General features: G+C 42.8%; 17 protein-coding genes, 1 tRNA gene and 2 pseudogenes. 9 read left to right on the forward strand and 11 right to left on the reverse strand.

Going from position 1 to position 23,141, the window contains the following annotated elements; translation table 11 throughout:
• Nucleotides 1-99 precede the first annotated feature (99 nt).
• The 3 genes from NXX38_RS11615 (at nucleotide 100) to NXX38_RS11625 (ending at nucleotide 2,707) form a co-directional block, all read left to right on the forward strand.
• On the forward strand, nucleotides 100-1,041 hold the full coding sequence (locus tag NXX38_RS11615) for a hypothetical protein (protein WP_258979523.1): 942 nt from the start codon (nucleotides 100-102) through the stop codon (nucleotides 1,039-1,041).
• Between the two features lie 332 nt (nucleotides 1,042-1,373).
• Nucleotides 1,374-2,342, forward strand: coding sequence for a M23 family metallopeptidase (locus tag NXX38_RS11620; RefSeq protein WP_074638095.1), 969 nt, complete (start codon nucleotides 1,374-1,376; stop codon nucleotides 2,340-2,342).
• A 20-nt stretch (nucleotides 2,343-2,362) separates the two neighbouring features.
• Nucleotides 2,363-2,707 (forward strand): MerR family transcriptional regulator, encoded by a 345-nt coding sequence (locus tag NXX38_RS11625; RefSeq protein WP_004301384.1) that lies wholly within the window; start codon nucleotides 2,363-2,365, stop codon nucleotides 2,705-2,707.
• A 7-nt stretch (nucleotides 2,708-2,714) separates the two neighbouring features.
• On the opposite strand, the gene NXX38_RS11630 is transcribed toward NXX38_RS11625, so the two are convergent.
• From NXX38_RS11630 to NXX38_RS11650, 5 genes and pseudogenes are all read right to left on the reverse strand, one after another.
• On the reverse strand, nucleotides 2,715-4,955 hold the full coding sequence (locus NXX38_RS11630) for a bifunctional (p)ppGpp synthetase/guanosine-3',5'-bis(diphosphate) 3'-pyrophosphohydrolase (RefSeq protein WP_008776780.1): 2,241 nt from the start codon (nucleotides 4,953-4,955) through the stop codon (nucleotides 2,715-2,717).
• A gap of 72 nt (nucleotides 4,956-5,027) precedes the next feature.
• Nucleotides 5,028-6,323 (reverse strand): lytic transglycosylase domain-containing protein, encoded by a 1,296-nt coding sequence (locus tag NXX38_RS11635; protein ID WP_074638096.1) that lies wholly within the window; start codon nucleotides 6,321-6,323, stop codon nucleotides 5,028-5,030.
• Between the two features lie 33 nt (nucleotides 6,324-6,356).
• Nucleotides 6,357-7,246: pseudogene (locus NXX38_RS11640) on the reverse strand (DUF5683 domain-containing protein).
• Nucleotides 7,247-8,137, reverse strand: a complete 891-nt coding sequence (locus tag NXX38_RS11645; RefSeq protein ID WP_009000352.1) for a ParB/RepB/Spo0J family partition protein — start codon at nucleotides 8,135-8,137, stop codon at nucleotides 7,247-7,249.
• 11 nt (nucleotides 8,138-8,148) lie between these two features.
• On the reverse strand, nucleotides 8,149-8,913 hold the full coding sequence (locus NXX38_RS11650; RefSeq protein ID WP_122135576.1) for a ParA family protein: 765 nt from the start codon (nucleotides 8,911-8,913) through the stop codon (nucleotides 8,149-8,151).
• Between the two features lie 357 nt (nucleotides 8,914-9,270).
• On the opposite strand from NXX38_RS11650, the gene surE reads away from it, so the two are divergent.
• From surE to NXX38_RS11665, 3 genes and pseudogenes are all read left to right on the forward strand, one after another.
• The gene (gene surE, locus NXX38_RS11655) at nucleotides 9,271-10,038 is read left to right on the forward strand and encodes a 5'/3'-nucleotidase SurE (protein WP_148366462.1); all 768 of its coding nucleotides are present in this window, start codon (nucleotides 9,271-9,273) and stop codon (nucleotides 10,036-10,038) included.
• Between the two features lie 143 nt (nucleotides 10,039-10,181).
• A pseudogene (lpxB, locus tag NXX38_RS11660) lies at nucleotides 10,182-11,319 on the forward strand (lipid-A-disaccharide synthase).
• Between the two features lie 93 nt (nucleotides 11,320-11,412).
• Nucleotides 11,413-12,195 (forward strand): NigD-like protein, encoded by a 783-nt coding sequence (locus NXX38_RS11665; protein ID WP_258979524.1) that lies wholly within the window; start codon nucleotides 11,413-11,415, stop codon nucleotides 12,193-12,195.
• Between the two features lie 102 nt (nucleotides 12,196-12,297).
• On the opposite strand, the gene NXX38_RS11670 is transcribed toward NXX38_RS11665, so the two are convergent.
• From NXX38_RS11670 to rsfS, 3 genes are read right to left on the reverse strand one after another with little or no spacing between them, the layout of a single operon-like run.
• The gene (locus tag NXX38_RS11670; protein WP_195358420.1) at nucleotides 12,298-13,146 is read right to left on the reverse strand and encodes a phosphatidate cytidylyltransferase; all 849 of its coding nucleotides are present in this window, start codon (nucleotides 13,144-13,146) and stop codon (nucleotides 12,298-12,300) included.
• 16 nt (nucleotides 13,147-13,162) lie between these two features.
• Nucleotides 13,163-15,313: an ATP-dependent zinc metalloprotease FtsH gene (gene ftsH / locus NXX38_RS11675; protein ID WP_148366458.1), complete on the reverse strand. Its 2,151-nt coding sequence runs from the start codon at nucleotides 15,311-15,313 to the stop codon at nucleotides 13,163-13,165.
• A gap of 9 nt (nucleotides 15,314-15,322) precedes the next feature.
• The gene (rsfS, locus tag NXX38_RS11680; RefSeq protein ID WP_148366457.1) at nucleotides 15,323-15,682 is read right to left on the reverse strand and encodes a ribosome silencing factor; all 360 of its coding nucleotides are present in this window, start codon (nucleotides 15,680-15,682) and stop codon (nucleotides 15,323-15,325) included.
• 264 nt (nucleotides 15,683-15,946) lie between these two features.
• On the opposite strand from rsfS, the gene NXX38_RS11685 reads away from it, so the two are divergent.
• A tRNA-Gln gene (locus tag NXX38_RS11685) sits at nucleotides 15,947-16,017 on the forward strand.
• A 242-nt stretch (nucleotides 16,018-16,259) separates the two neighbouring features.
• Here NXX38_RS11685 and NXX38_RS11690 read toward each other — a convergent pair.
• From NXX38_RS11690 to rsmA, 3 genes are all read right to left on the reverse strand, one after another.
• Complete coding sequence (locus NXX38_RS11690; protein WP_148366456.1) at nucleotides 16,260-18,113, reverse strand: DUF349 domain-containing protein; 1,854 nt, start codon at nucleotides 18,111-18,113, stop codon at nucleotides 16,260-16,262.
• An 85-nt stretch (nucleotides 18,114-18,198) separates the two neighbouring features.
• Nucleotides 18,199-19,539: a magnesium transporter gene (gene mgtE, locus NXX38_RS11695; protein WP_099146489.1), complete on the reverse strand. Its 1,341-nt coding sequence runs from the start codon at nucleotides 19,537-19,539 to the stop codon at nucleotides 18,199-18,201.
• A gap of 44 nt (nucleotides 19,540-19,583) precedes the next feature.
• Nucleotides 19,584-20,405, reverse strand: a complete 822-nt coding sequence (gene rsmA / locus NXX38_RS11700; RefSeq protein ID WP_234132326.1) for a 16S rRNA (adenine(1518)-N(6)/adenine(1519)-N(6))-dimethyltransferase RsmA — start codon at nucleotides 20,403-20,405, stop codon at nucleotides 19,584-19,586.
• A 70-nt stretch (nucleotides 20,406-20,475) separates the two neighbouring features.
• Here rsmA and NXX38_RS11705 point away from each other — a divergent pair, with 70 nt between their 5' ends.
• Nucleotides 20,476-21,462 carry a lysylphosphatidylglycerol synthase transmembrane domain-containing protein gene (locus tag NXX38_RS11705; RefSeq protein WP_074556839.1) on the forward strand — a complete coding sequence of 329 codons (987 nt, stop codon included), beginning with the start codon at nucleotides 20,476-20,478 and terminating at the stop codon, nucleotides 21,460-21,462.
• 121 nt (nucleotides 21,463-21,583) lie between these two features.
• Entirely contained in the window at nucleotides 21,584-23,041 is a 1,458-nt protein-coding gene (locus NXX38_RS11710; RefSeq protein WP_258979527.1) for an aminoacyl-histidine dipeptidase, read from the forward strand.
• Nucleotides 23,042-23,141 lie beyond the last annotated feature (100 nt).

Consider the following 23,141-nt stretch of genomic DNA (forward strand, 5'->3'; position numbering starts at 1 on the left):
CCTAATCTAGGTCAATCTTTCTATATAGCTTTGCCACCATAAAATAATTGGTGTGCTAGATACCAAAATAAGCCCCAAGGGCATGGGCATAAATTAATTATGGTAACAGAAAGAGACATTACTCTCCAAGTGTTAACGCTAGCAGTGCTAGCAAGTGAAGGAACCAAGATAGCTAGGCTATCAGGTAATCGCAACTTCGATGAAAAGGTGGTTAAAGCCAAAATGAAGTCCATGAAGGCAAATGGAATGTTAGTGCCCGCTATCATAGTGGATGCAAAGAAAGTTATAGAAGCCGGATTGGAGATTGTAGACTTTGGAACGGGAGAAACCATTAGTGAAGCTGATGCAGCCCGGTACGTTGTGTTAGTGGATGCAAACCACCGTTACAAAGCTCATCTAAATCTTCTGGAAGCCAACAAGGAGTTAAAAGATGAAGAGAAGTACAAAGGTGAGTTCTATCTTATCTATGCTTTGAATGAAGAAATTGCAGTCTCGAGAATGTTTTCGGAGATTAACATTTGTACAAATCCTTGGAAGGGGGGCGACTTTCCTAAGGGGGCTAAAATGGCGTGCAAAGAGGAACTTCCGCTACTTGATTTTATCGTGGAGCTTACCGAACAAGGTTATCCACTACCAACTGCCTCCAAATGGGGAACATTTAAAGCGGGTATCACTAAAGAGATAATGGCAGATGCAATGGCGGGTAAGATAAGTGATAAATTACGGAAAACTAATGGATTGGAAAGGGGGAAGAGATTATTAAAAGCGGTAGTAGAACACCTCTCTAAAGAGATTCTCAAAAGTCGAACTCTCATTGATTGGATTATCTATCAGTACGATGAAGCAGACGATGACCAAAAAGGTGCTACGATTGACAATCTGGTCAAGTTCTTTTCAAGTTTGAACAAAGAGAAAGCAGAGCAGATAGAGAAAGCCAAAGGACAGCGAGGTGGCGATACCAAAGAGACCATTATAAATCGTCTTCTTAATAGTTTTTACGAACAGTTTATACAATCTCAAAGTACTTCTACTGATGAGTAAAATTAAAAGCCAGTTATCGAGATGATAGCTGGCTTTTTTATATCTATAAGCGATGGTATAATAATATTGGAAGCCAACTAACCAGTAGTGCTGTGTTGGCAGAATGGCGTATAGAATGTTCTGATAGGATAAATGTGTTATTATAAATGCTTTCTTTTCTTAAATAATTGGTTGTTATGGCTAGAAGATGTACTTTTGTAGTGGTTGAAATGAGATGTTGGTCACAAAATTTAATAACCAATTAAGTAATTGCTTGATAATCAGTATATGTAATAAAGATAGCTTGTTTTTATTACTTTTGCCGTATTAACAAGCGAAATATTTCCAAAAAGATGCGCAAAGTATACTACATCTATAATTCAAAGACCCAGACTTATGATCGAATTTACCCTACCGTACGGCAGCGTGCGCTTAGTATCCTGCGCCGGCTTTTCTATGGAATGGGGTTGGGAGCAGGTTGCTTTATTGTATTGCTTCTGATTTTTGGCTCTCCATCGGAGAAAGAATTAAGAATTGAGAACAGCCGTCTTTTGGCACAGTATAATGTACTTTCCCGTCGTCTGGACGACGCTATGGGAGTACTTCAGGATATCCAGCAGCGTGACGATAATTTGTACCGGGTGATTTTGCAGGCCGATCCTGTTTCTCCGGCTATCCGCCAAGCTGGTTATGGCGGGACGAACCGTTACGAAGAACTGATGGATTTGGCGAATTCTAAGTTGGTAGTGAATACGACTCAAAAACTGGATGTGCTCTCCAAAAGACTGTATATTCAGTCGAAATCTTTCGACGATGTGATTGATATGTGTAAGAACCATGATGAGATGTTGAAATGTATTCCGGCTATCCAGCCTATTTCGAATAAAGATCTTCGTCAGACAGCATCCGGTTATGGTACACGTATCGACCCTATTTACGGTACGACAAAGTTTCATGCAGGTATGGACTTCTCTGCTCATCCGGGAACAGATGTATATGCTACCGGAAACGGAACTGTAGTGAAAGTAGGATGGGAGACCGGATATGGGAATACCATCGAAATCGATCATGGTTTCGGATATCTCACTCGATATGCTCACTTGCAGGGATTTAATACGAAAGTCGGAAAGAAAGTAGTGCGTGGTGAGATTATCGGAAAAGTGGGGAGTACAGGAAAGAGTACCGGTCCGCATTTGCATTACGAAGTGCATGTGAAAGGACAGGTCGTGAATCCGGTCAATTATTATTTCATGGACTTGAGTGCCGAAGATTATGAAAGGATGATTCAGCTGGCAGCCAATCATGGTAAAGTATTCGATTAAAATCTTTAAACAGGAGTGCTATGCTTAATACAGATAAAGAATTGAAGCTATATTATTCAATAGGAGAGGTTGCCGATATGTTTGGAGTCAATCCGTCGTTACTCCGTTTTTGGGAAAAGGAATTTCCGCAAATCTCGCCTAAAACAGCAGGAAGAGGAATACGTCAGTATCGTAAGGAAGACGTAGAAACGATCGGACTTATCTATCATTTGGTCAAAGAGAAAGGGATGACACTTCCCGGTGCCCGGCAACGTTTGAAGGATAATAAAGAAGCTACAGTTCGTAATTATGAGATCGTTAATAAGCTGAAAGCGATCAAAGAAGAGCTTTTGGCCATTAAACGCGAACTGGATGGGCGGGAATAAATGAAAGCTATTCCTCTACACGGCTCACCTGTTTGATATTCTGTATTTTCTTCAGATTGTTGCAGATAGTTTTTACATCATCCACATCATGTACCCACAACTGGATTTTTCCTTCAAAGATGCCATCTTCGGTTTCGATGGTCAGCTTACGGATATTTACATTGAGCTGTCTGGAGATGACCTGGGTGACTTCATTCAAAAGTCCCATGTTGTCTATACCTTTTATATATATATATACCAGGAAAGATAGTTCTTTATGTGTATCCCATTCGGTCGCTAATATGCGGTTGCCATAGCTGCTCTTCAATTTGGCGGCAACAGGGCATTGGCGCTTGTGAATAATGATCCGGTCGTTTTCATCCACATATCCCAATACATCGTCACCGGGAATAGGATGGCAACATTCGGCCATGATATATTTCTTCTGCAAACTTTCTTCCGTCAGTTTGAGCACCTCTTTCGGGTTGATTTTTTCTTTTTCCTGCGGTTCTTTCTCTTCCTGCTTCTCTTTGCTATTGCCGAAAGAGAAAGTCAGATATTTCTTCCAGTTACTGGTTTGCTTTTCTTTCAGTTCATTCTTGTCTGCTTCTCCCAGAACGATTGCTTTACTACCAATGGCAGCCAGCAACTCTTCCTCATTCTTGGCATTATGCAGTTTGCGTAGCTTTTCGATAACAGCTTCTTCCGGACGGACTTCCTCCTTTTTCAGAAACTCACTAAGGATTTCTTCCCCTATCTTTTGATTTGCTTTACGCTCTTTACGGAGAATGGCTGCTATCTTGGCACGGGCACGGGCAGTGGTTGCAAAAACTTCCCATTGCGGTTGTACGCGTTGCGATTTTGAAGTCAGGATTTCAACTTGGTCACCACTTTGCAATTTGTGGCTCAACGGCACTAATTTATGATTGACTTTAGCGCCAATACAATGGCTACCAATATCCGTGTGCAGGGAAAATGCGAAGTCGAGGGCCGTAGAGTTCTGCGGCATAGTCTTCAGTTCGCCTTTAGGAGTGAACACGAATATTTCGGAAGCAAATAAATTTAGCTTAATGGTATCCAGAAAGTCGATGGCATCCGGTTGCGGATCATCTAATATCTCCTTAATCGTTCTCAACCATTTTTCTAATTCGCCTTCATCCTCGCTACCTCCTCCTTCTTTGTATTTCCAGTGGGCTGCGAAACCTTGTTCGGCAACGTCGTTCATCCGTTCACTACGAATCTGGACTTCAATCCATTGTCCGTTGTTACCCATCAGAGTGACGTGTAATGCCTGATAACCATTAGCTTTAGGATGGCTGACCCAGTCGCGCAAACGGTCCGGATGGGGTTTGTATATCTTGGAAATAGAAACGTAGATATCGAAACAGTCGTTGAGTTCTTCTTCTTCATTGCGTGGTTCGAAGATGATTCGAACAGCCAGTAAATCGTATATTTCTTCGAAAGGAACATGCTTGGTCTGCATCTTGTTCCAGATGGAATAGATTGATTTTACACGGGCAAGTATCCGGTATTTCAATCCCATCTTATCCAGTTGGGTACGGATCGGGGCTGTGAAGTCGTTGAAGACCTTGTCACGTTCAGCGGCAGTAGCATTCAACTTCTCTTCTATTTCCGCATATTCTTCGGGATGTTCATATTTGAAGCTTAGATTCTCAAGCTCCGTTTTTATCTTATAGAGCCCCAAACGGTTGGCAAGTGGAGCATAGATGTAAAGCGTTTCGCCTGCAATCTTATATTGCTTGTTGGGTAACATGGAGCCAAGAGTACGCATGTTGTGCAAACGGTCCGCTATCTTGATAAGAATGACCCGGATATCGTTCGACATGGTGAGCAGTAACTTCTTGAAGTTCTCTGCCTGTGCCGAAGCACGGTCACCGAAGATTCCACCGGATATTTTAGTCAGTCCGTCCACAATCTGGGCAATCTTCGGACCAAAGATATTCTCGATGTCTTCCACTGTGTAATCAGTGTCCTCTACCACATCATGCAGCAAGGCTGCACAAATAGAAGTGGAACCGAGACCTATTTCATTGCATACAATGCTGGCAACGGCAATCGGGTGCATAATATAAGGTTCACCCGAACGGCGTTTGATTCCTTTATGCGCCTGATTGGCAAAGTTGAAAGCTTTCGTAATGATTTCAACTTTTTTGCGATGTTTAGTATTGAGATAGTCATTCAGTAGTTCGTGGAACGCCTGATTAATCATCTCTTCGTCAGCTATTTCTTTGGGGGCCAGATTATCCATAATTGTTATCCTTTCACTTGCTTAGTTCTGCAAAAATAAGCAAATTTCCGAACGATGCAAGCAGGAAGTTATTTATTTGTATATTTTCAATCGTTTTCCTGCTGCAATTTTAGTGTTAGACATTCCATTCCACCTTTGTATATCCTTGATTGTGACGCCATACTTTCCGGCGATAGTGGATAAAGTGTCTCCACTTTTTATTGTGTAATAGGTCAGTTTCCCCTTACCGGCAACTGCTGTTGTCGTTTTACGGGTTGCAGGTGTAATATCCTTTACAGCAACGGTTTTGCGGTTGCGGAACAACTCATCGGCACGATGTGCATAAATCGTATCTTGCTTATCGATAAAAGTACTGATCGCGTCGATAGGGAGTCTTAGCGTATAAGGTTTGCTGTCACCCGGAATCATTTGCTTCTTATATTGCGGATTCAAACTCTTGATCTGATCCAGAGGTACATTACAAAGGTCAGCGATTTGTTCGAAGTGCAGATTTTGGTTTACTTGCACTGTGTCAGTACTTGCCGGAATATTGGTTTCCATCGGGCAGATATTGTGGTCGCAGTAGTAAGTCATCACGTAGTTGGCAGCGATAAAGGCAGGCACATAACCACGCGTTTCTTTAGGCAGGTAATTGTAGATTTTCCAATAATCAGTTTCGCCATTGGCACGGCGGATTGCCTTATTGATTGTACCGGGCCCACAGTTATAAGCAGCAATTACCAGATTCCAGTCTCCATAGATATCATACATTTCTTTGAGATAACGAGCGGCAGCCCAAGTTGCTTTAATCGGGTCACGACGTTCATCTACCAGGCTGTTTGATTCTAAACCATAAATCTTACCTGTACCAATCATAAATTGCCACAGACCGGAAGCACCTGCACGTGATACGGCTGATGGGTTCAACGCAGATTCGATAATCGGCAGATATCTTAGTTCCAGTGGAAGTCCGTATGCATCCAGTGCTTCTTCAAAAATAGGCATATAGAAGTTGCAGGCACTTAGCATGAAAGAAACCTGATTGCGCAAGCGTCCTGCATACATATCGATGAATTTGCGGATAATATCATTATAAGGCATTTCCATGATGGCCGGGATGCGTGACAAGCGGTCGATATAGACAGAGTCACTGAATAAAGGATTGATTTCAGCCGTACTGCAATCCTTGCCTAAATCAATATAATTTTTAGCTTTCCAGTCATTCAACAGACTGTCAAGTGGATAAGTCATACTTTTAGGCAGGTCGATGCTTTCTTTGCGTTCAGTTCCATTTTCACGAATCACTACATCTACACTTTGCGCTTTTACCTGCGACGTGGCCACTAGTAAAAGAAAAATAATCGAACAATAGCTAACTAATTTCTTCATGCTTCAATAATAAGATCAATCTAAATTGTGTTTTTAAAATCGTAATACGCATTGCAGGCCAACCGACTTGTTTTTAAAGCTGTTGGAGCGGAACTGGTTGTTATTATCAATAACAGCCGGCTCTACTTTCATGCTCAAGTCGGGGGTTATATCGAAGTTGGATAACTCCGCATCTACATAAGCGTCGATGATAGAGATCAGGTAAACTCCGATAAATGCAAATATACTAAGGTCCCGATAACGACGGAACATATCTTTTCTTCTTTTTAAGGTGTTTTTCAGTTGCTCCTCATTATAAGTGGAGTTCGGGGGCAACAAATCCTCGTAACTTTTGGTGTTCGGATTGCTGTCCATGATGTCCAGATAGGCTTGCGAATAGTCTTTGTACATCTTGCCGTTCCAGCTTAACGCGTAGGCACAACCTGCAAACCCTCCATATATAATAGGTAGTTTCCAGTATTTACGATTGTAAATTTGTCCTCCACCGGGGAATACGACTGCCAACCAGGTAGCTTTGGTCGGATTCGGGATAAATATCTTCTTGTTAATATCTTGAGTCGTTGGTGGTACACTGTCGGTCTTTACAACAATCGATGACGGCTGTTCCTATCTTTTTCAGCTCTTTCTTGTTGGCTGCGTCCAGACTGTCTGCTATCTGTATCTTGGCAGCTGACAAGCTGTCGATGGCCAGAAGTTCTTTTGGAGGGTATGATCCGGATAGAATCCTGTCTTGTCGAATCCTGTGCAATCGGTTCGCGATGCCTTCGTGCACGGGCTTTCGGTGCTTCACGCTGTATGATTGTTGTATCTTTCCGTACTGGAGTAACAGTGGACTGTGCATACACATCAATCCCTGCCACCTGTAAAAAACAGAGAAGCAGGGCGCTGACTAGTAACTGATATTTCTTACTTTTTCTTGTCATTTACTTCTTTAGCGTATCGAAGATTTCCATGATACGTTCCAGTTCCTCCTCGTTACCGAAAGGAATACTGATCTTTCCCTTTCCCTTTTCAGAGCAGGTGAGTTGTACCTTGGTGTTGAAAAAGCCAGAGAGTTGTTGCTTCAATAAGTTGAACTCTTCGGGAAGTTTGGCACGTTTCGGTGTTATTTTCCGCGTACCGCTTTTCACCGCTTCTCCTTCGCTTAATGATTTAACAATTTCTTCTACTTTGCGGACTGAATATCCGTGCTCTTGTATTTCTTCGAATATTTTAACTTGTAGTTTCGGGTCGCCTAATGAAATCAGCGCACGGGCATGTCCCATGTCCAACTGCTTGTTTTGCAGGGCCATCTGTATGGGAGCCGGCAATTTTAGTAAACGCAGGTAGTTGGCGATTGTCGTTCTTTTCTTTCCGATACGTTCGCTAAGACGTTCCTGTGTCAGTTCATACTGATCGAGCAGATGCTGGTAGGCAAGTGCGATTTCTACGGCATTCAGGTCTTCACGCTGGATATTTTCAATCAGCGCCATTTCCATCATGTTTTCGTCGTCGGCGGTGCGTATATAAGCAGGGATTGTTTTCAAGCCTGCTCTTTGTGAAGCGCGATAACGACGTTCTCCCGCGATGATCTGATATTCATCGTCCGAGAGTTTGCGTAAAGTAATAGGTTGGATGATACCGATTTCCGCAATGGAATCAGCCAGTTCCTGCAACGCTGTTTCGTCAAACTCACGGCGGGGCTGGTTAGGATTGACAGTAATCTTTGCCAGCTCTATTTCATTAATGGAAGAAGACCCTTCGGTTTTCACATCATCCATTGAGAGCAAGGCGTCTAAACCGCGTCCTAATGCATTTCTTTTTTGTGTTGCCATATCTTCTTCTTTTATTTATTTCGGTTGATAATCTCTTTAGCAAGAGCCAAGTGGTTCTTGGCACCGGTAGATTCCGCATCGTAAAGGATGGTCGGAACACCGTAGCTGGGAGCCTCGCTCAATTTTACATTTCGTTGAACAACGGTATTGAACACCAGTTCTTGAAAATGCCGTTTCACTTCGTCATAGATCTGATTAGCCTGACGCAGACGAGAATCATACATCGTCAGCAGGAAACCTTCGATCTCTAAAGCCGGATTCAGTTTCGACTTGATGATTTTAATGGTATTCAATAGTTTGCTGATACCTTCAAGAGCGAAATATTCAGCTTGAACGGGAATAATCACCGAGTCCGCTGCCGTTAGGGCGTTGATCGTGATTAGTCCTAATGAAGGAGAACAGTCTATCAGAATATAGTCATATTCTTTTTTCAAAGGAGTGAGTACTTCCTTCAGTATCTTTTCTCGGTTTGGGAGGTTCAGCATTTCAATCTCTGCCCCTACAAGATTGATGTGCGAAGAGATCACTTTCAAAGAATCAATCTCCGTGTCAAGGATAGCGTCCTGTACGTTGGCTCTGTCAATAATACACTCATAGATAGTGCATTCCGACTGCTTGATGTCTACTCCCAGACCGGAAGAGGCATTAGCTTGCGGGTCGGCATCTATCACGAGTACCTTTTTTTCCAGTGTAGCAAGTGAAGCTGCGAGGTTAATCGTAGTCGTTGTTTTTCCTACACCACCCTTTTGATTGGCCAAAGCAATAATTTTTCCCATATTCTCTAAATTTATTGGCAGCGAAATAAGTGATAAATCCTTAGAGCGCCTACGAAAAAAGAGAAACTTTGCAATTTCTGTTGATAAGTCGCCTGTTTTGTTAATAACTGTCGGACGAAACGGTTACAAAACTTCAACAGGTTGCATCATCTACTTTTCTCTTTAACGAGCTTGCAAATATACATATTTATATTGGATATCTATTTCTTTTTTTGCTCGCTTGCAGAAGATTAAGATTTGTAAACGGGTAGGAATGGGGTGGAAAGAGACTTTTCGATCTGATGCAGGGAGGTGTTTGGCGGTACGGCTTCTTTTTGTTACTTTTGTGCGAATATAAAAAAGGAAAGGATTGAAGATATGGAAAATGAAAAGCCGTTGATACTTGTTTCAAATGACGATGGCGTGATGGCTAAAGGGATTAATGAACTGGTGAAGTTTCTTCGCCCTTTGGGAGATATTGTGGTAATGGCACCTGATGCTCCGCGTTCGGGCAGTGGTTGTGCGCTGACGGTGACGCAGCCTGTTCATTACCAGTTAGTAAAGAAAGAAGTAGGTTTAACTGTTTATAAATGTTCGGGAACGCCGACCGATTGTATCAAATTGGCACGGAACACAGTGCTCGACCGGACACCGGACTTGGTAGTCGGTGGTATCAATCATGGGGATAACTCCGCCACTAACGTGCATTATTCCGGTACGATGGGAGTGGTGTTCGAAGGTTGTTTGAATGGAATCCCTTCTATTGGCTTCTCTTTGTGTAATCATGAACCTGATGCCGATTTTGAAGCTGCCGGACCTTATATTCGCAGTATTGCCGCCATGGTACTGGAAAAAGGACTTCCTCCTTTGACCTGCCTGAACGTAAACTTCCCGAATACAACCGATATCAAAGGAATCAAAATCTGTGAACAGGCAAAAGGTCGTTGGACGAACGAATGGGCTGCCTGTCCCCGTCTGAACGATCCGAATTATTTCTGGTTGACCGGCGAATTTACCGACCACGAGCTTGAAAATGAGAAGAATGATCATTGGGCTTTGGCAAATGGCTATGTTGCTATCACTCCGACCACGGTTGATGTGACAGCTTATCACTTTATGGATGAACTTAACAAATGGTTTAATTAGTTGATAAATGATAGGTGATAAGCGATAGATGTTGAGTTGAGAATCGGTTACAAGACACGACTTAGTGGTTGTCATGTTTTAATTTTCACCTATCATTTATCCCCTATCACCTATCATTTATCCCCTATCACCTATCAACTATTATGAAGTATTATTTGATTGTCGGCGAAGCTTCCGGCGACTTGCACGCTTCTCATCTGATGGCTGCCTTAAAGGCCGAAGATCCGCAGGCTGATTTCCGGTTTTTCGGAGGTGATTTGATGGCTGCCGTTGGAGGAACGATGGTGAAACATTATAAAGAACTGGCGTACATGGGGTTTATTCCCGTGTTGCTCCATCTGCGCACTATCTTTGCAAATATGAAGCGTTGTAAAGAAGACATTGTTTCTTGGCAACCGGATGTTGTTATTCTGGTGGACTATCCGGGATTCAATCTGGATATAGCCAAGTTTGTCCATGCAAAGACACAGATTCCGGTTTATTATTATATTTCTCCGAAGATATGGGCGTGGAAAGAGTATCGCATTAAGAATATAAAACGAGATGTAGACGAACTTTTTTCCATTCTTCCTTTTGAAGTAGATTTCTTCGAAGGAAAGCATCAATATCCCATTCACTATGTTGGAAATCCTACCGTGGATGAGGTGGTGGCCTATCAGGAAGCTCATCCGAAAAATAAGGATTTGTTTATTGCGGAGAATCAACTGGAAGATAAACCGATAATAGCTCTTCTTGCAGGTAGCCGGAAACAGGAAATCAAAGATAATCTGCCGGATATGTTGGAGGCGGCTTCTGCTTTTCCTGATTATCAGCTTGTTCTGGCGGGTGCTCCTGCCATTGCTCCCGAATATTATAAAAAATATGTAGGAGAGGCGAAAGTGAAAATCATTTTCGATCAAACCTATCGTTTGTTGCAACACGCAGATGTGGCTTTGGTCACTTCAGGCACGGCTACTCTTGAGACGGCATTGTTCCGTGTTCCCCAAGTCGTTTGTTATCACACTCCGATAGGGAAAATAGTTTCCTTCTTGCGGCGTCATATCTTGACCGTGAAATTTATTTCGTTGGTTAATTTGATTGCCGACCGTGAAGTGGTAAAAGAGCTGGTGGCGGATACGATGACCGTGAAGAATATGCAGAGTGAATTGAAAAATATCATTGGAAATGAAGCATATAGGAAATGAAATGCTTTCGGGATATGAATATATGGCTGAACGGTTGGGACCTGCCGGTGCTCCCCGTCGTGCAGCTCGTGAAATGCTGCATTTGTTGAAAAAATAACTTTCTTTTTCTGAATAAACGTAAAGCCGATGCAGTAATTGCACGGCTTTTTTATTTATTAAGCAGAAGACTAAAAAAGAAAGGAAAAAAGATATGAAAAAAATTAAGTGGCTTTTAGGAATGTTGTTATTGGCATTAGTGCCAATGTTGCAATCATGTGATGATGATGGCTATTCTATCGGAGACTTTAGCTGGGACTGGGCGACCGTTCGTGCAACCGGTGGAGGAGGCTATTATTTGGAAGGTGATCGTTGGGGATTGATTGATCCGGTTGCTACTTCCATACCTTGGTTTAAACCGGTGGACGGTGAACGTGTAGTGGCTTTTTTCAATCCTTTGTATGACATGGAAGGAGGAAAAGGAGTTCAGGTGAAGATGGAAGGTGTACAGGAATTGTTGACAAAGGAAGTAGAAGATATGACCACAGAGGAAGAAGCGGTGGAATTCGGCAATGATCCTATCCTGATTTATCAGGGTGATATGTGGTTGGGAGGAAAATTCCTGAATGTAATTTTTCGTCAGGAACTGCCTCGCTCGGAGAAACATCGTATCAGTCTTGTGCAAAATAAGATAGAAACGGGAGAACCGTCAGAACCGGGAACATTGAATGTGGCTGAAGATGGTTACGTACATTTGGAACTGCGTTATAATACGTATGAAGATGTAACCGATTATTGGGGATGGGGACGAGTTTCTTATAATCTGGAAAAGTTCTTCCCAACGGAGAAAGATTCTGAATCAACAATGAAAGGTTTTAAAGTGACTATAAATTCAAGAGAACATGGAGAAGGAAGAGTGATCGTTCTTGATCTGGATCATCCGGTAGGTGTGCCGGAAGCTGCGAAGGATGTACACTCCACTTCTTCGATCCGATAACCTAACTATGATTTACTGTGTGTGAAAAAGGTCGGGATACTTCTATCGAAGTTCCCGACCTTTTGTATTGTGTGCAATTCTAATTGATGAGAAAAACTCCTGTTAGAACCACGTTAATGCATATAGATAAACGACTGCTGCCGGTATAGCCATCAAAGAACTGTCAAACCGGTCGAGCATCCCTCCATGTCCCGGAAGGATATTTCCCGAATCCTTTACGTGCAATTGGCGTTTTAGCAATGACTCCGTCAGGTCGCCCCATGTGCCAAATATAACCACTACCAATGCCAGTCCTGCCCATTCAATCATTGACATAAATGGGAAGTAGTGAGCAAGTATAAAAGATACTCCGATTGCTACAACTCCGCCGCCGATAGAACCTTCCCATGATTTTTTCGGGGAGATGCGTTCAAAGAGTCGGTGTTTGCCTATCAGTGAACCGATGCAATAAGCACCCGTGTCATTCAGCCAAAGGAAAATAAAGATGGATAACGGTAGAATCGGATTATAGCTTATGCTACTGAATTCCGACGCTGGGTCGTTATGGAAAGCCAATACATTTAGCAAAGCAAAAGGCAGGCCGATATAAAGTTGGCTAAGCATCGAATAAGCCCAGTTAAGTACCGGGTTCTCCTTTTTCAGATACAATTCGCTAATCATCATGTAAAGCAATAAAAGCACATACGGGATGAATATTTTCGAATCGGCTGCATCAATGCAGAATCCCATGATTGCGAGGAATAAATAAGCCCCGCCGAGCATATTAATGGTTTTGTTTATCTTGACTCCTTCTGCGCGCATATTTACCAGCTGTGCAAACTCATAAATAGTCAGTGCACTGATAGCGGTGAACAGAATGCCAAAACTGAATGCATCATAAAGGATGCACCCTACCAAGATGGCAACGAAGAGTACACCTGTAATAGCTCGTTTTATGAAATTATTAATCAAAATCTATTCGTTTTAATTAGTTGGACTCGTTAGCTTGTTCTTCTCCATTAGACTTACCCTCTACGGTAACTTTGCCTTCCACTGTAACCTTGTTACCCGCTGCGGCAACTTTGGTGTCAATGGGTGCTTGTTCCTCTGCAGTATTTTCAGCTTCCTCTTCTTTGATTTCTTTTTCTTCTTCTTTCAGCTTTTGGGCAAGTTCCCTTTCAGCTCTTGCAGCATCCTGGCTTTCTTTAGCAGCCATGATTTCTTCCGAACGCGAAGCCCAGGGGCGTTTGCCGAAGATACGTTCAACGTCTTCTGCGAAGATTACCTCTTTGTCAATCAGTAATTGTGTCAGTTCGTTGTGACCTTCTTTATGCTCTGACAGAATTCTCTTGGCGCGTTCATACTGTTCGTTCACCATTCTCTTTACCTCTTCGTCAATTAGTTCGGCTGTCTTTTCGCTGTATGGACGATTGAAAGAATATTCATCGTTGTTGTAATAACATAAATTCGGCAGCTTGTCGCTCATACCTAAATAAGCAATCATACCATATGCCTGTTTGGTCACTCTTTCCAAGTCGTTCATGGCACCAGTTGAAATGCGGCCAAGGAATAAATCTTCAGCGGCGCGTCCTCCTAAAGTGGCGCACATTTCATCCAACATCTGCTCCTTAGTAGTAATCTGACGTTCTTCCGGCAGATACCAGGCAGCTCCCAATGCACGTCCGCGGGGAACGATAGTTACCTTAATCAACGGATTGGCATATTCCAATAACCAGGAGATAGAGGCGTGTCCTGCTTCATGCAAAGCGATGGAACGTCTTTCAGCTTCCGTAGTAATCTTGGTTTTCTTTTCCAGACCACCGATGATACGGTCTACCGCATCCAGAAAGTCTTGCTTGCCTACAAATTTCTTTCCGTGGCGGGCAGCAATCAGTGCAGCTTCATTGCAGACATTGGCGATATCCGCACCCGAGAATCCCGGAGTTTGGCGAGCCAGCAAGTCTACATCAACACTATCGTCTATTTTGATCGGGCGCAAATGCACACCAAATACTTCTTTACGTTCATTCAAGTCAGGCAGATCCACATGTATCTGACGGTCAAAACGTCCTGCACGGAGCAACGCTTTATCAAGTACGTCTACACGGTTAGTAGCAGCGAGGATAATCACACCGCTGTTGGAACCGAAACCGTCCATCTCTGTCAATAACTGGTTCAATGTATTTTCACGTTCGTCATTTCCTCCCATTGCAGGATTCTTGCCACGAGCACGTCCTACGGCATCAATCTCATCGATAAAGACGATACAGGGAGCTTTTTCTTTAGCCTGTTTAAACAAGTCGCGAACACGGGATGCACCTACACCCACAAACATTTCCACGAAGTCAGAACCTGCCAGTGAGAAAAAAGGAACATTAGCTTCACCCGCCACAGCTTTGGCAAGCAAAGTTTTACCGGTTCCCGGAGGGCCTACCAGCAATGCTCCCTTAGGGATCTTACCTCCCAAATCCGTATATTTCTGCGGTTCCTTCAAGAACTCTACTATTTCCTCTATTTCTTGTTTAGCTTCTGCCAAACCCGCTACATCCTTAAATGTAATCTTGATGGCTCCGCCTTTTTCAAAAAGCTGGGCTTTTGATTTTCCTACATTAAATACACCACCGGGGCCACCACTGCCACCTCCGCTCATACGGCGCATGAAGAAGATCCATAACGCTACAAGCAAGACAAGCGGGAGTATCTGAATCAGGATTGCGGGGAAAATATCCGATTTGGGCGGATAGTCAGAAGAGCCGTCAAAATGACCGGCTTCCTTTTCTGCCTGCAAAAACTCTTCCAGTTTATCGGTAGATGGCGTTCTACTTGTAATGATAGGGTTACGTCCTACTTTGGTAGAATCTGCTCCAAAAACAGCTCCTACAGCAGTCGGTTTAAGAAAAGCTTCGATTGACTTATCTTCATAACCCAATACTTTGCTTACATAGCCCTTTTTTACGTAGTCCTGAAACTCACTGTAAGTTACAGCTTTGCTTCCAGCTCCCTTTGAATCACTGCCCCACCAGAGGCCGAGAAGCATAAGGGCAATAATCATATACATCCAGTTCAGGTTGAACTTAGGCATATTAACCTTATTATTAGGTTTATTGCTATTGTTATTATTGCTATTATTATTGTCCATAATCATTAATTAGTCTAGATCGGGGATTTGAGTGAGTTTGGCATCTGCCCAAAGGTGTTCAAGATTATAAAAAGCTCTTACTTCCGGCAAAAAAACGTGTACCAGTACGTCGGCATAGTCCATTGCCACCCATTCTGCATTCCGGAGCCCATCGATTGCATAAGGTTTGCTATCCGCACCTTTGCGTGTAAATTCCTTGATTGAATCTACAATGGCACTCACTTGACTGGGAGAATTTCCCTGACAGATAACGAAATATTTACAGATGGTATCTTCTATGCTGGTTAAATCGGCAACGATTATCTTTTTACCTTTTTTCTCTTGAATTCCTTCTTTTATTTTTTCAATTAATACTTTAGTATCGTTCATTCCTGTAATTGAGATTAATAATTTATGTTCTCTATTTGTTTATAACAAAAAAAGGCAACCCTTTGTTTCTGATTATAAACGTGATATTTTTGACAAATATACGCTGATTTATTGGATACAAGAAAGTTATCCCTCAATTTTTGTGTTTTTTAGTGGAGATACTTTTGTTTAGAAAGCTTATTTGGGCATTTTTGCAAAAAAAATATCAGAATTGTTTTGAATTCCCAAAATATTTGTATCTTTGCACCCGCAAACGAAAATCATTGGGCTATGGTGTAATGGTAACACTACAGATTCTGGTCCTGTCATTCCTGGTTCGAATCCAGGTAGCCCAACAAATCAACGTCAATTTATATAGAACCCTGCTAAGAATTAAATCTTGCAGGGTTTTATTGTTTTCTGACATTTATAGTCAGAAGAAACACATATTTGCTGTGAAAAGAATACGTGGGGTTGATGTTTAATAAATAAATCCTTAAAGGCTGTATAAGCTTGTTTGCTAGAAAAGAGAAACCGGTTTTATTGCTCAAGCGAGCATAAAACCGGTTTCTTTTATTTCTCTAAATCGGGCAGAGGATTATTCTTCTGCTTTAATTGATTCGTCGATTACTTTAATTTTTTGTAATACTAGTTCCAAGTCTGCTTTCAGCTTGTCTACCTTGCGGTTTAGTTCAGTCAACAAGCTGCTGCCTTTCTTGGAAGTAGAAGTCAGGAAGCCCAGATTGTTCTCATAAGTCTGAAGTTCGTTCTTCATATTCTCATAAGTGCGCACTAGTTTCTCACGTTCTCTATATAAAGATTGAGTTCCGCCTCCCTGGATATTGCTGATGTTCGAACGGAAGTTGCTTAACTTCTTGTTGGAAGCATTGATATTGAAACGGTCGAATAACTGATCGATCAATCCGTGATATTGCTTGTATAGCTTATCTTTTTCTTTGAACGGCACGTGACCGATAGAATTCCATTCCTTCATCAAATCCCGAACCAGATTGCTCGCTTCTTCAGTATCCATGTTCTCATCGATAGCGGATAACTTTTCAATCAATGCTTTCTTCTTTTCCATATTCTCTGTTTCGACAGAGCGTTGTGAAGAAGTAGCCTTGTTCTTTTGCTCAAAGAAGTAGTCGCAAGCAGTGATGAAACGTTTCCAGACAGCATCCGAATGTTTCTTGGCTACCGGTCCGATGGTCTTCCATTCTTTTTGAAGTTTGGTCAGCGCATCGGCAGTAACTTTCCAGTCCGTGCTGTCTTTCAAAGCTTCCGCTTTTTCGCAGAGTGCTTTCTTCTTTTCCAGATTCTCGTTCATACCTTCTTTCAAGCTCTTGAAGAATTCTCCTTTCTTCTTGAAGAAATCATCGCAGGCATGGCGGAAACGTTCGAAGATTTTCACATTCATCTTTTGAGGTGCAAAACCGATGGTTTTCCATTTGTTTTGCAGGGCAATCACTTCCTGAGTCTTATTTTCCCAAGCAGAGAATGTCTTCAATTCATCATACTCAATCGCTTCAACGATTTCGCAGATTACGGTCTTTTGGTCCAAATTGTGCTGCTCGGCCTCTTTCAGCGACTCGAAGTGCTGCTGATGACGGCGGTTGACAGCGGTAGAAGCGGCTTTGAACCGATTCCAGATCTCATCACGCAGTTCTTTGGCTACCGGACCTGTATCGCGGAATTCCTGATGCAACTTCTGCAGTTGGTGGAAAGCGGAAACCACGTCCTCCTCGTCAGCCAGCTTTTCAGCAGCTTCGCAGAGGCGCGTCTTGATTTCCAGATTCTTTTTGAAGTCGTATTCACGGAATTCATTGTTCAGTTTCAATAAATCGTAGAACTTCTCTACATATAATTGATAGTTTTTCCAAAGTTCATTCACTTTGCCTTGCGGTACCAATTTCGTGTCATTCCATTGCTGTTGCAGCTTCTTGAATTCTGTATAAGATTTGTTGGCATCATCTCCGGATTCCACCAATTCTTTCAGTTCTTCGATAATGGAAAGTTTCACTTGCAGGTTTTCTTCCTTCTGGCGTTCCAATTCAGCAACCTGTCTGCTGCGTTTTTCCTTGATAACCCCCATCAGACGTTTGAATTCTTCCTCTGTCGGGTCCTCTTGGGCAACAAAATCTTCAATGTTTCCACCGTTGTCTGTAAACTGTACCTTAGCAGCTTCCAACTCGGCATTATGTAACTTGTAGAATGATTGTTTCAGATTGTCAATTTCCTGCTTGTTCGCATTTTCGGCATCTTGCGCAAGCTCTTTCAGCTGGTTTAGTACATCTTCCTTAGTGGCAGGTTTAGGGGCTGCTTCAGGTTGAACTTCGGCAGTAACTTCTTCAGTCGGAGTCTCTGTAATAGCTTCAGAAACCTCGACTGTTTTCTTTTCTTCTTCTAATTCCCCTTGGTTCAAGGGTTGATTAGTGTCATGAGCGTCCATCATTGTATATTAGTTTTGGGTCACAAATTAATGAAATAAAACGATTACTTCATACTATTTTGCTTATTTTTTTTTGTTTATCGTGTTTTTATGACAATAAAACGGTTATTCCCATGTACAACATCATTCCAATGATGTCATTTGTAATGGCTATAAACGGTCCTGTTGCAATTGCAGGATCAATCTTTAGCTTCTCCAGAGTCATTGGTACCAGTGTTCCGAAAATGGATGCGAACATAACCACGGCAAACAGGCTGATGGATACGGAATAAGTCACCGTAGCTGTTGCACCGAACCGGATAAAGTTGTAGGTGTATACTAATAAGGAGATAATCGTGGCATTGATTAATGCTACTACTGCTTCCTTGGTAACTTGCTTGAATGTGTTTTTGGCATCTAGCGAACTGTTTGCCAAGCCTTGTACGATGATTGCCGAAGATTGTGTTCCGACATTTCCTCCTGTACCACCGATCAGCGGGATATAAAGTGCCATTTCGGGATGAGCGGCAAAAGTAGCATCGAAATTTCCCAATATCATAGAGTTTCCGATTCCGCCGATCATACCGATTAATAACCAGGGGAGGCGGGCAGTGGTCTGTTTCAATACATTATCGTCTGTTTCTACGTCCTGCGAAAGACCGGATGCCAACTGATAATCACGTTCCGATTGTTCACGAACTTCATCCATGACGTCGTCGACGGTGATTTGTCCTACAAGCCGGCCGATACTGTCGATGACGGGGATGGCCACCAAGTCGTACTTTTCAATCGCCTGTACCACCTCATCAATGGGAGTATCTACATGCACGGAAATCGGATCTTTCTGCATCACGTGTTTCACCTTGGATACAGAAGGAGACGTAATCATCTTTTTGAGCGGGAAGATACCTCGCAGACGTTCGTCGTCGTCGATGACATATACATAATAGATTTCGTCCAGCTCTTCCGCCTGTTGACGCATCTCTTTCAGACATTCGGGCATACTCCAGTTCTCGTTGACGAGTACCATTTCCGTACCCATTAAACCACCGGCGGTATTTTCGTCGTATTTCAACAAGTCGACAATGTCACCTGCCTGTTCAATGTCCTCAATGTGCGAAAGAACCTCTTCCTGCTTATCTTCATCGAGTTCACGCATCAGGTCTACGGCATCGTCCGTATCCATGTAGTCAACGAAGCGTTTGGCGATTGTCTCCGAAGGGAGCATTTCGAGTAGCTCTTTACGAGCGTCTTCGTCCATTTCGACAAGTACGTCGGCGGCAATTTCGTTGTCGAGCAGGCGATAGATGAACTTGGCCGCTTCCGGATTCAGGTCATTGCACAATTCGGCGATGTCGGCCGGATGGAGGTCGATGAGAAGCCCTTTTACCGTATCGGCGTCTTTTTGCTCAATAAGGTGTTTAACGTTGTCAATGTATTCCTCGTTCATCGTTGTCAATTACAAATTACGAATTACAAAATCCAGTTCTCTGCTCACTGCTGCCCGTCAGTCGGTTGTTGGTTGTTGCCTGCCGTCTTTAATGCTTCTTCCACTTTATTGGTCAGGTCTATAAATTCTGCTACCGATAGTTGTTCCGGGCGTTTATTAAATAATATGTCCTCCGTGAGTGGACAATCTTTGCCTAAAATAGGTTTGATAGAGTTGCGCAATGTTTTGCGTCGTTGGTTGAAAGTCGTTTTCACTACCTGTTTGAACAGTTTCTCATCACATCCCAACTCTTTAGTCTCGTTGCGCGTCATGCGGATGACAGCGCTTTTCACTTTGGGGGGCGGGTTGAACACATGTTCGCTCACTGTGAATAAGTATTCCACTTTGTACCAAGCCTGAATCAATACGCTAAGGATGCCGTAAGTCTTGCTGCCCGGTCCGGCTGCAATACGTTCGGCTACCTCTTTTTGAATCATTCCCGTACAGCAGGGGATGATATCTTTGTTGTCCAGCATCTTGAAAAAGATCTGGCTGGAGATGTTATACGGATAATTACCGGTCAGTACGAAAGGTTTGCCGTCGAATAGCCGGTGAAGGTTCATTTTCAGAAAGTCATCTTCGATGATGTGGTCCTCCAATGACGGATAAGCTTCGCGAAGATAGGCAACCGACTCATAGTCAACTTCTACGACCTTTATCAACCGGTCTTTTTTCACCAGAAACTGGGTCAATACTCCCATACCCGGTCCCACCTCCAAAATAGGCAGTTCGGGGAAAGTGTCGACAGTATCGGCAATATCTTGCGCAACTTTCAGATCTTTCAGAAAGTGCTGTCCGAGAAACTTTTTAGGCTTTACTAATTTCATTTACCAACTAAATAATTACTTTTGCAGCCGACAAAGGTAATTCTTTTAAATGAAGAATGAAGAATTAAGGATGAAGAAACTATTAAAAAAGACACTGAAACTGATATTACCGGTTGTTTTAGGCGGCTTTATCTTATTCTGGGTGTATCGCGACTTTGATTTTACAAAAGCGGGCGATGTGTTATTACACGGTACAAATTGGTGGTGGATGCTCTTCTCATTAGTGTTCGGGGTGTTCGCACAAGTCTTTCGTGGATGGCGGTGGAGACAGACACTGGAACCGTTGGACGCTTTCCCGAAAAAGAGCGATTGTGTGAATGCTATCTTCATTTCTTATGCTGCCAGTCTGGTAGTTCCCCGGATCGGGGAAGTGAGCCGTTGCGGGGTTTTGGCGAAATATGATAACGTCTCGTTTGCCAAGTCGTTGGGAACAGTCGTTACGGAGCGACTGGTTGATACGTTGACTATTCTTCTTATTACAGGCATCACTGTTTTACTTCAATTACCTATCTTCGTCACCTTTCTTCAACAGACCGGAACAAAAATACCCTCTCTTGTTCATCTTTTGACTTCAGTATGGTTTTATATCATCCTGTTCTGTTTTATCGGTGTGGCGATCCTTCTTTATTATTTAAGAAAAACGCTGTTCTTTTACGAACGGGTGAAAGGCTTTGTACTTAATATATGGGAGGGGATTATGTCTTTAAGGGGAGTGCGTAACATTCCTCTCTTTATTTTTTATACACTGGCTATTTGGACGTGCTACTTTCTCCATTTCTATTTCACATTCTATTGTTTTGCCTTTACAGCGCATTTAGGTATTCTGGCGGCATTGGTCATGTTTGTGGGCGGTACGTTTGCCGTGATTGTGCCTACTCCCAACGGGGCGGGGCCGTGGCATTTCGCTATCATTTCTATGATGATGCTTTATGGAGTAAATGTGACGGATGCCGGAATCTTTGCCCTGATTGTACACGGTATTCAAACCTTTCTGGTTGTTCTGTTGGGCATCTATGGATTTGCCGCTCTGCCATTCACCAATAGACATCGAGGGTGAAATTTTAGCTAAAACTGTGTATTCTTAAATGTTTTTGTTGACGTCCTTTGCCATCTGAAAACTTTTCCATAACTTGGCACTGTTTAATTATTAGATTTAAAATCGTTTTAAAATATTTATTATGAGTACCATTCTTTCTTTAGCTCCACAAAATGTGTGGAAGCATTTTTATTCGTTGACACAGATTCCTCGTCCGTCAGGACACATGGAAAAAATAACTGAATTTCTTCTTGGTTTCGGAAAAGGCTTGGGCTTGGAGTCTTTTGTAGACGAAGCAGGTAATGTGATTATCCGTAAACCGGCAACTCCGGGTATGGAAAACCGGAAAGGTGTAATTCTTCAGGCGCACATGGATATGGTTCCGCAGAAGAACAACGATACTGTACACGATTTTGAAAAAGACCCGATTGAAACTTATATAGACGGTGACTGGGTGAAAGCAAAAGGTACTACTTTGGGTGCGGACAACGGACTGGGAGTAGCTGCCATCATGGCCGTGCTGGAAGCAAAAGACCTGAAACATGGTCCTCTGGAAGCTCTTATCACTAAAGATGAAGAAACCGGTATGTACGGTGCATTTGGTTTGAAGCCGGGCACCCTGAACGGTGAAATTCTGTTGAATCTGGACTCGGAAGATGAAGGTGAATTGTATATCGGTTGTGCCGGAGGTATGGACGTAACTGCTACCTTGGAATATAAGGAAGTAGTTCCCGAAGCAGGAGATATCGCAGTGAAAGTTACTTTGAAAGGATTGCGCGGCGGACATTCGGGATTGGAAATCAATGAAGGGCGTGCCAATGCCAATAAGTTATTGGTTCGTTTCGTTCGTGAAGCGGTTGCCAGCTATGAAGCCCGTTTGGCTAGCTGGGAAGGTGGTAATATGCGTAATGCTATCCCGCGTGAGGCGCATGCGGTTATTACCATTCCGGCTGAAAATGAAGAAGAACTGCTGGGCTTGGTGAAATACTGCGAAAACCTGTTCAATGAAGAATATTCGGCTATTGAAACTCCGATCAGTTTTACAGCTGAACGCGTAGAACTTCCTGCCGGTGAAGTACCTGAAGAAATTCAAGACAATCTGATTGATGCAATCTTTGCTTGTCAGAACGGTGTGACACGTATGATCCCTACTGTTCCGGATACGGTAGAAACGTCTTCCAACCTTGCTATTATTACGATTGGTGAAGGGAAGGCAGTCATTAAGATTTTGGCTCGTAGTTCAAGCGATAGCATGAAGGAATATCTGACTACCAGCTTAGAGTCTTGTTTCTCTATGGCAGGGATGAAGGTAGAGATGACAGGCGGATATTCCGGTTGGCAACCTAATGTAAATTCTCCGATTTTGCATGCGATGAAGTCATCCTATAAACAGCAGTTTGGCGTAGAACCTGCAGTGAAAGTGATTCACGCTGGTTTGGAATGTGGTATTATCGGTGCTATTATTCCGGGATTGGACATGATTTCTTTTGGTCCGACTTTGCGTTCACCGCATTCGCCGGACGAAAGAGCGTTGATTCCTACCGTACAGAAGTTCTATGACTTTCTGGTGGCAACTTTGGAGCAAACTCCAATGAAATAACGTATTTCTCTTTATATAAATATTCTCCTATTATATAATAGGTAACCATAGTGAAGGCACGGATGATATTTCATCTGTGCCTTTTGTCATATTTATTGCA

Origin of the sequence: Bacteroides sp. BFG-637 (assembly GCF_024793605.1) — a bacterium.
GTDB classification, from domain to species: Bacteria; Bacteroidota; Bacteroidia; order Bacteroidales; family Bacteroidaceae; genus Bacteroides; species Bacteroides vicugnae.

What these genes read in the sequence shown, in the direction of transcription:
- NXX38_RS11665 (WP_258979524.1), top strand. Translation starts at nt 11,413, where the DNA reads ATGAAAAAAATTAAGTGGCTTTTAGGAATGTTGTTATTGGCATTAGTG.
- NXX38_RS11630 (WP_008776780.1), bottom strand. Translation starts at nt 4,955, where the DNA reads ATGGATAATCTGGCCCCCAAAGAAATAGCTGACGAAGAGATGATTAAT.
- ftsH (WP_148366458.1), bottom strand. Translation starts at nt 15,313, where the DNA reads ATGGACAATAATAATAGCAATAATAACAATAGCAATAAACCTAATAAT.
- NXX38_RS11690 (WP_148366456.1), bottom strand. Translation starts at nt 18,113, where the DNA reads ATGATGGACGCTCATGACACTAATCAACCCTTGAACCAAGGGGAATTA.
- rsmA (WP_234132326.1), bottom strand. Translation starts at nt 20,405, where the DNA reads ATGAAATTAGTAAAGCCTAAAAAGTTTCTCGGACAGCACTTTCTGAAA.
- NXX38_RS11650 (WP_122135576.1), bottom strand. Translation starts at nt 8,913, where the DNA reads ATGGGAAAAATTATTGCTTTGGCCAATCAAAAGGGTGGTGTAGGAAAA.
- NXX38_RS11620 (WP_074638095.1), top strand. Translation starts at nt 1,374, where the DNA reads ATGCGCAAAGTATACTACATCTATAATTCAAAGACCCAGACTTATGAT.
- NXX38_RS11625 (WP_004301384.1), top strand. Translation starts at nt 2,363, where the DNA reads ATGCTTAATACAGATAAAGAATTGAAGCTATATTATTCAATAGGAGAG.
- rsfS (WP_148366457.1), bottom strand. Translation starts at nt 15,682, where the DNA reads ATGAACGATACTAAAGTATTAATTGAAAAAATAAAAGAAGGAATTCAA.
- NXX38_RS11705 (WP_074556839.1), top strand. Translation starts at nt 20,476, where the DNA reads ATGAAGAAACTATTAAAAAAGACACTGAAACTGATATTACCGGTTGTT.
- NXX38_RS11615 (WP_258979523.1), top strand. Translation starts at nt 100, where the DNA reads ATGGTAACAGAAAGAGACATTACTCTCCAAGTGTTAACGCTAGCAGTG.
- NXX38_RS11645 (WP_009000352.1), bottom strand. Translation starts at nt 8,137, where the DNA reads ATGGCAACACAAAAAAGAAATGCATTAGGACGCGGTTTAGACGCCTTG.
- surE (WP_148366462.1), top strand. Translation starts at nt 9,271, where the DNA reads ATGGAAAATGAAAAGCCGTTGATACTTGTTTCAAATGACGATGGCGTG.
- NXX38_RS11635 (WP_074638096.1), bottom strand. Translation starts at nt 6,323, where the DNA reads ATGAAGAAATTAGTTAGCTATTGTTCGATTATTTTTCTTTTACTAGTG.
- NXX38_RS11710 (WP_258979527.1), top strand. Translation starts at nt 21,584, where the DNA reads ATGAGTACCATTCTTTCTTTAGCTCCACAAAATGTGTGGAAGCATTTT.
- mgtE (WP_099146489.1), bottom strand. Translation starts at nt 19,539, where the DNA reads ATGAACGAGGAATACATTGACAACGTTAAACACCTTATTGAGCAAAAA.